The sequence below is a fragment of the Pricia sp. genome (genome assembly GCF_041745955.1).
Taxonomy (GTDB): Bacteria; Bacteroidota; Bacteroidia; order Flavobacteriales; family Flavobacteriaceae; genus Pricia.
The window spans coordinates 1-10,144 of record NZ_JBGTHY010000302.1 but is presented as its reverse complement, the minus strand read 5'-3'; the positions used below and the strand labels follow the sequence as shown (position 1 = coordinate 10,144).

The following is a 10,144-nucleotide window of genomic DNA, read 5'->3' as shown; positions in this document are numbered from 1 at the left end:
TCCATCGCCTATATCTGACATAGAAGTGATGGTTTCGTTAATGGTTACCAAATCGCCATTTTCATTTTCGTAGACGCCGATAGCGTTTCCTGTTGCCGAGGTACCGGTCATTGTCGTTATGGTATCATCGGGCAAAGTGATGACCGTAGCCGCACCCAGCTCACTGACATACGTGAGTTCACGGGTGGCGGGTGCAAACGATAATGTGCCAACATTTAAGGGTATGTTCGTGGTAACACTATCTTCGTTCGTATAATCAAAAGAGTTCCCGTCCGCACCAAGTGCCAGATTCCCTACATTGAGCGAAATGGTATTTGTAAGTCCGTTTTCATCCTCATACTCCAAAGAATTTCCGTTCAGGGTCAAGCTGGTCAACGTCTGCAAAGGAAGCAATATGCTTGAAGTTCCACCATTCTCCAAAGTCAAGGTCAATTCCCCAGTAACATTGTCAAAGGTAAATGGCTGCAATTGCTGACTATCCGTAGAAGTCAACTCCCAAGAATTACCATCCCAGAAATAAATAGTTCCGGTATTGGTGTTGACATAGATATCCCCAAGATCGGCTCCGCCCGGTGAAGTCATACCTGCGGCGGTGACTGCGGTGCCGCTTAGTACCTCGCAATTACACTGGTCTTCCAACGTGACCGTGGTCTGCGCCATCGCAAGTCCGGAAACTAAAAATACTAGGATTACAATTAAATTCTTCATGGTCATTACTTTACTTTGTACCGTATCGGTTTATTTTTACCCTTGGAATAAAACTGACTGAAAATCAGATTATTGCAAGTGTGTTCTTCTAAATTCCTAAGCTGAATACTTTTCCGGGGAGCCATCGCTATAGGGATTTTGGCTATGGTGAAGAGGATGCAATAACATCCTAAAAGCCACTTTGTTTTCCATTTGAAAACCTGAATCAAGTTCGGTTAAGTCAATCATGCTTTGGGTCGTGGTGAACCGGATAAGGGGAAAAGGCTCAACTACACGTTATAAAATTAAGCGGACTCTGATTGCCTTAAAAATAAATGTTGTGTACACAGTAGAAAGTAGTGTAAAGAGCTAAAAAGATGAAGTCTTACCGATTTTCGTTTATCGATAAATGCCCTAAAATCAATGTGTTTGGAAGATAAACTGTACGAAAATTCGGATGTATGTACTAGAAATACTTGTGCTACCTTCCGCTTAATCCTTGTTGACCCGATGGGTAATTCGCCTGTTGGTAATGACCGTATTTACTTTTAGGGTCAAAATCGCCGTATTGGAAGTTTCGATGGTACACACGTAGCCTGAATTAGATGCCACCAACCGATATTGATTGCCGTTTTCCGAGGATGTGGCGTTCGTAATCATGAGCGTATTCGAATTTGTTCCGCTATAAATTCCGGAATCGGTCAAGTTAGTCCATATACTGCCATTGAAAAGTTGCCACTGAAAAGTGTCGGCATTCAATGTAGTGACCATAAAAGTTGCGTTACAACCGGGACAGGCGCTGGTATCGATTGGTTGTGCGGAAATGGTGGTTGCTGTGCCCGCTTCCTGAAAATCGTAGGTGCCGTTGTTGTCACTATCCTCCGGGGTCTGATAGGAAGCTGCCACTACCGTACCATCGGAATTTACGGCAGGTGGATTACCGTTCCCGTAGAATCCGTTTCCGTCGGCGTCGGCGTTGGAATCCGCATAGGCTTCATTGGCATCGTTGCAGCCATCGCCATCACTATCAGAATCCAGACTATTGTCGACACCATCGTTGTCGGTGTCGCATGAAGAATTACCGGCGGTCCAAACTATGGCGTTGACCAAAATATCTTCCGCTGCGGCATTGAACGGTGCATTATCGTTCGAAAAGGGCACTATCACTCTTCTGCCCGGTGCCGTTCCCGATTCCATAGCCTGTCCCTTTTCCCAGACCGCAATACCAATGTTGCCGTTGGCATGGTCCGCCAATACCGTACCTGACGTTAGGTTGCCGGCATGATGGGCCGCCTGACCGATATTCAAATTCCCAAGGGGCAGACCGGCGGTAATGGGGTGTGTATTGTCGGTTATGGTAATAAAAGTGCCGTTGGCGTTCAATCCGGAAACCCCGCCCAAGATTTCATCGTGCAGTGCGGATTCACTTGTAATAATCCCGTTAACTGTGGTCGCCATGTTCGCCACATTGGCGGCGGCCGTACCACTATTGACGTCCTCGTACAAAAAGGTTACCGCATAATTATCGGCATCACCGCCCACCCCGTCGTCTACCACCGTAACTGTATAGCCCAAGGCAGTCAGTTTGTCGATCGCGTTCTGTTCCGGAGCCGATGCGGTTCCATCGGTTACCCAGAGCACGGAGGCGGGACATTCGACGGTATCCAGGATACCATCATTATCATCGTCGAGATCGGTATTGTCAAGAATGCCGTCGCCATCCGAATCGGGATACACCTCTAAGGTCGCAAACGACGAGACGGCCGGGGCACATACGTTGCCACCATCGCTGACCACAACCTGATATTGATTACCGTTATCCCCTAAATTGGCGTTGAAGGAATAGTTGGCATTCGTCGCCCCTGGGATATCCGTAAAAGTAAATCCGCCATCCGTACTTTCCTGCCATTGATAGGCCAGATTGGTTCCGGAAGCGGTCACCGAGAACGTCGCATTGTTCCCATCCTCGACCGTTTGATCTGCAGGTTGTGTACTAATGGATGCCTGTTCTACCATGGTGATACTGGTTACATCGCTGATGGACAAGGTAGCATCCCCCGACATACCCCCATATTCCACCACATAGCCTTGGGGCTGGTAATTACCGGAGGCGGCCCCGGTATTGCTCAAATCGTTCCAAGACCCGTTTGCATTAACGTTCGGGTGGGTGAGATGTGCGTAATCTTCATTGCCTGCCTGATTGGGTTCGTTCGTATTCCAAAAGGCAAAATTCGGTGAACTTCCCCCAATGGCTCCGTTCCAGAAATTGAGTCCGGCTTCGGGACCGGTAACCCATTCCCATACGCCCTCGGTCGCAGCATCGCTACCGCCGATCCATCCGGTGCCGGCGGCCTGCAATCCCGAGAAATCGGCTTCCTCCTGCGAGGTCAGGGTAGCCAGATAGCCCTGAAGGCCGAAATACGTGCTTGCATTGGCCGCCGCGTTGGCATCCGTCCAGGTAATCCCTACATCGTCTATATACATATAGTAGTGCCCTGTTGCCGGCAAATAGTTCGCCTCGCCTACGGTAATCGAAAACTGTCTCCATCCGGTCGGTGCCGCCGCACTGCTCGTATATTCAACGGCAAGTATGGCCGCCTCGAATTCGGAATAGGTAGCGGGACCGGTGAGGGAAAGTTCCCCTTCCAAGGCATTCCAGGTAGCCGTAATATTGGGATGTGTTCCGGTCAAGGTAAACAAATCCTCCCCATTGATATATCCGGAAGATATCTGTATATAGACCGCCGTGGTAACCGAGTCGTCGGGGTCGGTAATGCTTATGCTTTCCGCAATGGGAATGGAAAAACCCGGACAATAGTCTTGATCACCCTCGGCATCGACAACGGGAGGCATATTGTTGATCCGTAAAACTGCCGATATGGATGTTCGATTACCGCAAAGATTGTTGAAGTCGTTTACTACGACACGGTATAAATTTTCGTCCCCGGAAGCGGAAGCATTGGGTATCGTCAAGGAACTTGCGGTTTCTCCGGAAATAGCCGAATAGCTGCCGCCCCCGTTCGTACTGACAAACCACTGATACACCTGGTTATTTCCAGTTACGGAAACGGAAAAAATGGCAGTGTCACCAGAATTTACGGTTTGGTCCTGTGGCTGGGCCGTAATCGTTACCCCCGAACCGGCTTCCAAGAAATTCGGTGTGCCGTTACCGTCGGTATCAACAGGTACGGAATACAAGGCCCCGACTACTTTTCCATCGGTATCTACAGCCGGTGTTCCACTTCCATAGGTGCCATTATCGTCGGTATCGGCGTTCAAGTCGTTATACCCTTCATCGGCATCGAAACAGCTGTCGGCATCGCTATCGGTATCCAAACGGTTTATCGTACCATCATTGTCGGTATCACAGGTGCCGTTGTACATAGCTGCCATCTGCGCTGTTGAAAGAGCTATGGGATAATGTACGAGCTCATCCATAAGGCCTTCAAAATAATTTCCCGCTCCCGAACCAAAGGCATCAGATCCCTCCGTTCTACCAAAGTGCTGTCCATCGCCATGGGCGGCCAACGACCCAAAACCGGTATTGAGCGACGTACTTGAGACACCGTCCAAATACATAATTACAGCACCATTTGCATAGGTAAGACCGATGTGGTGCCAATTACCGTCGTTCGGAAAGGTAAAATTGGAAGTACCGACCTGACTGCCCGCACCTCCCTCTCGAACGGCACTTTCGAGCACATTGCCGTTGAGACGTATGGCGATTCCGGTACCGCTACCCCCCTCTTCCATAAGTGTTTGAATTCCCAAAAAATCCGCCGGCTTTACCCAAAACGAGTAGCTAAAGTTGGTCAGCTGCTGATTGAGAAACGTACCATCGCTATACCTGAGATATTCGGAAGTTCCATTAAAGGACGCGGAAAATATCCCCTTTCGGCTATCCGACGAATAGCCAACGCTACCGGCAGTTGCGTTGCGACCGTTGCCCGAAGTGTCATTAGACGAATTCTCAAGATTCCAATACGCATCAAAACCGGCCACGTCGGGCCCGCAACTTTCTTCGTGGGCATCCAAAATGCCGTCGTTGTCGTCATCGAGATCGGTTCTATCGGCCACCCCGTCGTTGTCAGTGTCGAGCAAAGGCAACACGGTCAGTGTACCGGTAGATTCACCACGCAAGGGAATATTCTGATCGTTGGATATGTCGGAGGGAGAGATCGTGTTGTCAAATGTGCCAATTGAAGTTGTGACCACATCAAAGGTAAACGTACAGGTAGCACCGGCGGGAAGGTTGGCACCGGAGACCGTAAAACCGTTCACCCCAGAATTTGCGGTAATCGTTCCTCCACATGACGAGGACGCATTAGGAGTAGTCGATAAAATCATGCCGGCGGGGAAGTTATCGGTCAATGAGAAGTTGGTCAGGGAAACCCCGTTCGAAGGGTTCTCGACGTTAATGCTAACCGTAGACTCATCACCGATTACAATCGTGCCCGGGGAAAATATCTTACTTGCGACGGCAGGAAACGCAATCTCGTTCGAGGTCACGAAAACTCCGCCCCAAATGCCTTCGCTGCTGCTGCCCAGTTCTACGTTAAGATTAGTAACGTTATTCGGAACAAATCCGCTGGCGTCATAGGTATCGATATCCATGCCCCAACTGTAACCGAAGTTCGGATTTCGGCCACCGACATCTACCCCGAATTCGGATATAGTTCCGTTCAGGGCATTATTAGCAGGGTTTAAAGCGTTGGATAACGGATTGTTATTAATTTCAACATAATCGCCAGACTGATTCCTCTCTCCATCGAAAGCGAAATAGCCCGCATGGCATTCGAAAGCCCCTATTGAAGGCGTCAATAGTCCCGTTACGGTAAAGGAATCGTTGGCCCCGAAGCCAAAGAAATCGAAACCGTCCCAAACGGCTATATTCCTTGCTTTTTCGGAAGGGTCGTTGTAAATGACCACCATGGTCCAACCTCCGAACGGACCTGTAAACGAACTGCCGGTAGCCAAGGCGATATCGGCTACAAAATAATTACCACCACCACCTGCCTGTACTTCAGAAGTTACATCTGCGTAGGCCATAAAGGTATCCCAAGGTGCCTGCGCGGTTCTTTCCATATTGCGTACGTCTGCGGTAATGGTCGTATAACCGGATCCCGCGGGTGTGCGTAGCTTTACAACATCCATAATCAGGGCGGCCGAAGGGTTGGTAATTCCGCTCCTAGAACTTCGGTATAGACCGCCCCAATACAGGCCGGCATATTCAACGGTAGCCGCAGGGGGCAGGTTCATGGTGCTGCTGCTGGAATTTACGGTCGACCCATCGCCATCAACGTCGGCATAGCCCATAACTGCCGGCGGATTGTTCGTGTCGGCCGGATTGGGACAGCCGGAAACACATGCGATATTGGTATTGCCGCGCATTCTAAAGTTACCCTGTACATTGACGGATTCTCTTTCTTCATAAGGTCTGGGGGATTCTTGCGGAGAATATGCCGTGAACCGAACGTTATCCACAAATGCTTCTTCGTTGGCGTCCCATACCCCCGAATTGCTGAAAAAACCTATTCCAGAACCTGACCAGATAAGATTTGGAGGAAGTGTAAAAGTGAAAGTGCCGGTACCAGAACCAGAATTCAAATTTCCGATAAATACAATTGTATTATTATTGTCAATCATCGCGATACCCATTATTTCATTCCCTAGATTTCTAGTATCGTACGTAAAATTCAGTATGGTCCTGCCTGCCCCGGCAAGGTTCAACCCTCTTGCAATATAGGCGCCATTGAGTTCCCTGAGCCGAAGTCTATTGGAATTCACAAGTATAGTTCCCGCGGTAGGGCTGTCTGTTCCGTCGCCCACCTCGTCCCAGTTCATCGAAAAATTGGCAGAACCGTTATTGTTGGCGTAGGAAACAGCGCTAAACGTATCCAAATACGTCTGCTGACCATACGCAAATGAGGTCAGCAGAAGAAAAAAGTAGATTAACGTATTTCCGGAAAGGAATTTCATGGGTCGTAGGTGGTTCGATTTCGATATGCGGTCAACCAAGCTTTTGGATTTGACCAAGTTAAAATCCCACATCCTCTGTTCATATCATAGGATATGGGCCATCGACCTCAAAAGTATGTCTTAAGGGATGGGGTCAGAAATAAATGTTGTGTAACTGGTTTAAAGTCAAGTGAACTGATGAAATATCGCGGTTTGACATATCCTGAAATGTACAATTTAGGGAAAATGAGTTCCTATGGAGTCAAAAAAAAGCAGCCCTGCAGACTGCTTGTTAAATTTATAAAAGACTTTAATCCTATTCCATAATAATAAACTCCGACCTACGGTTCTGTTCGTGCTTTGCAGGCGAACATTCTACACCATTAGCGCACTCGTTGATGAGTTTGGTCTCGCCTAAACCTTCGCTGCTCAAGCGGTCTTTGGCGATGCCATTATTAATCATGTAGGCTACGGTGGCCTCCGCCCTTTTTTGGGATAACCAAAGGTTATAGGAATCCTTACCCCTACTGTCGGTATGGGCGTTGACCTTGATTTTTAGGCTAGGGTATTTTTCCATGGCCGCGATCAATTTTTCGACCTCGATCTCAGAATCTTTACGGATGTTGTACTTGTTATAATCAAAGTAAATTACACTCAATTGCAGGAGTTTGGACAGATCATCGCCGAATCCGGCCGAAACCGTATTTCGCTCCAGTAAAAAATCGATGGTCTTCGGCTCGCCTTCCGATTTTGCCAAATATTCCTCAGAGGGTATAAAGCCTTCCATCGTAGCCCTTACAAAATTCCCTTGGTTGCAGTTCAACGATACCGTATACCTGCCTTCGGTGTCCGTAACGACCGATGAAATTTCCTCATTGTCCTCGTCGATGACCCTGACGGTGGCCCCTATCAGGGGTTCTTTGGATATTTCATCCATGACCGTGCCACTCACCGGTTGCTTGCAGCCCAGCAACAGGGGTTTGGCCTCTAAAAATTCGTAGATATCATCACCGCCACTACCCTCGGGGCGGTTTGAGGCAAAATAGCCGCGTTTGGTCCCTTCATTGATTATAAATGTAAAATCATCGAATCTACTGTTGATGGGTTCCCCTACGTTCGTCACCCCATCACCGGAACTTCCATTTTCTAACTGAACGGCGAAGACGTCAAGCCCGCCGAGCCCGGGATGACCGTCGGAAGAGAAATATAGCACGTCATTACTGCTCACAAAAGGAAAGGTTTCCCTGGCTTCTGTATTGACGCTGTTACCCAGGTTTTCGGGAGATCCAAAACTTCCGTCATCAGTAATGGAAACCTTAAAAATATCGGATGCTCCGAGCGAGCCTTCCATATCGGAGACAAAATATAGGGTTTTTTCATCGGCACTCAACGCCGGATTCGCCACGGAATAGGCGTCACTATTGAAAGGGAGTTCTTCTATATTCGACCAAATTCCCTCGACCAAACTTGCCTTAAAAATCTTGAGGCGTATGACACCGCTTTTATCCTTGACGGATTTCCTGTCCTTTAAATTGTTTCGCGTAAAATAAAGGGTATTGCCATCTTTGGTCGTAATCGAGGTGGACTCGTGCAACCTCGAGTTTACGCCATCGCCCAGCTTAGTGACCGCCGCCGCCGAGGCGCTATCCGCGTTTATTTTATACAAATCCAAAAAATCCTTGGAGTTCCAGGTATGTCGATAGCGCGCGAAATTACCGGTATCGCGGTCCGACGAAAAAATCAATCCCTCTTTATAAAAGGAAGGGGCAAATTCGGAATAAGGGGAATTGTATTGAAACGGGGCAACATTGAACCGCCCGGAATTTTTTTTGATTTCCTTCAGATAATCCTTTTCGTCCTTGTAGGCCGATGCCCTTTCATCATCTTTGGTGGCCTCTAGAAATTGGGCCATTACGGACTTCGAAGTTTTATAATCTTCAAGGGTCTTTAAGGTTTGGGCGTATCTAAAATAATACTCGGCAGGTGTATCGTCAGGATAGTTGTCGACCAATCTTTTATAAATGTCGGCGGCTTCTTTGTAGTCGGCATTGAAGTAATAGGAATTGCCCAGCTTTTTCAATAGATCCGCAGAGGCATATCCCCTATCCAACACTTTTTTATAGATATCTATAGCGGGACTAAAGGAGTAGGCTTCATATTTCTCGTTCGCCTTGTCAAGGAGCTTTTCTTGGGCAAAACCCTTTGCCCCCACTAAAAAAGTTATACCTATAAGTATGTAAATCCTTTTGATCATTTGCCCCAAATTATTTTAAAAAAAACTATGCACGCGCGTTTAAAAGAAACGTGGTGAGACCAGTTTTTCGAAAGACCTCAACAGCTCCCACCTTAGAAAAATCTCAAAAGATCCGCCACTGAACTGGGTGGCCCCAAAATCCGTGGTTTCCCTATCATAGGCCAGACCTAACATAATCTGATCGGTAATCTGAAAACCGGCCAAGGCGCTTACTGCGGCATCCCATCGATAGGCGGCCCCGAAAGAGAATTTTTCGGCAAATAGAAAGTTGGCCGAAACATCGACCTGCAACGGAGCCCCGCCCACTACTTTGGTAAGCAGCGCGGGCTTAAATTTCAGGTTGTCGTTCAAATCAAAGACATAGCCCGTAATCAGGTAAAAATTAACTCGTTCCTTTGAAAGAAAATCCGGTGTGTTGGAATCAGAATCAGATCCATCGAAGTGTTCGGTCTCCAACAGATTGGGCGCGGAAAGGCCTACATAAAATGTATTCGTATGGTAATATACCCCCAAACCTACATTTGGTGAAAATCGGTTTTCAATATTATCCGTAATTACCGCCTCTTCAAAATCTTCGCGTTGGCGCAGCTGTTCGAAGTTAAGATTTAAAAGATTGCCGCCCAACTTTAGACCGAACGACAATTTGCCCTGCAACGAAACATCTACGGTATACGAAACCAAGCCATCGATATAGGTCTCCTGAACCGTACCTTCCCCGAGTTTATCGTTGACTACCGACAGGCCGTAGCCCACGTTACTGTTTCTTATGGGAGAATGTAGGTTGAACGTAAAGGTTTGCGGGGCACCGTCCAAGCCTACCCATTGGGATCTGTAAAGCCCCGCTATACTCAATTGCCCCCTAGACCCCGCGTAGGCAGGGTTTACGCTCATGGTATTGTACATGTATTGGGTATACTGTGCATCCTGTTGGGCAAGGGCAGTACCACAAAAAAGAACTGTTAAAAACAGGGACGCCAAAAGGCCATTCTTTAAGATCATAAGTAGCTTTGTGGGTTATTTGCTGATGTAAATATAGCCAGCATCGGTTGTATTTTGCCCATTAACCGTATCATATTCAAATATATAAAAATATACGCCCGCCGGTAAATACTCTTGGGCGTTTATGGTCGTTCTTCCCTGTGATCTTCCGTCAAAGACCTTGTTCTGATTGTTGTAGTCCTTACCTTGATACACCGGCATTCCCCATCTATTAAAAATTTGTAGACTGTTGTTCAGGGCCAGTTC

At 47.7% G+C, this 10,144-nt stretch carries 5 protein-coding genes; all 5 read right to left on the bottom strand.

From position 1 onward, the window contains the following. On the bottom strand, window positions 1-708 hold a 708-nt coding region (locus ACEW8S_RS11095), incomplete at its 3' end, for a hypothetical protein (RefSeq protein WP_373518220.1). Window positions 709-1,179: 471 nt separating this feature from the next. Then, the gene (locus tag ACEW8S_RS11090) at window positions 1,180-6,666 is read right to left on the bottom strand and encodes a LamG-like jellyroll fold domain-containing protein (protein ID WP_373518219.1); all 5,487 of its coding nucleotides are present in this window, start codon (window positions 6,664-6,666) and stop codon (window positions 1,180-1,182) included. A 295-nt stretch (window positions 6,667-6,961) separates the two neighbouring features. Next, on the bottom strand, window positions 6,962-8,899 hold the full coding sequence (locus ACEW8S_RS11085) for an OmpA family protein (protein ID WP_373518218.1): 1,938 nt from the start codon (window positions 8,897-8,899) through the stop codon (window positions 6,962-6,964). Window positions 8,900-8,938: 39 nt separating this feature from the next. Next, on the bottom strand, window positions 8,939-9,898 hold the full coding sequence (locus ACEW8S_RS11080; RefSeq protein ID WP_373518217.1) for a type IX secretion system membrane protein PorP/SprF: 960 nt from the start codon (window positions 9,896-9,898) through the stop codon (window positions 8,939-8,941). A gap of 15 nt (window positions 9,899-9,913) precedes the next feature. Further along, window positions 9,914-10,144, bottom strand: a 231-nt coding sequence (locus ACEW8S_RS11075; protein ID WP_373518216.1) for a gliding motility-associated C-terminal domain-containing protein, incomplete at its 5' end; no start/stop codon positions are given.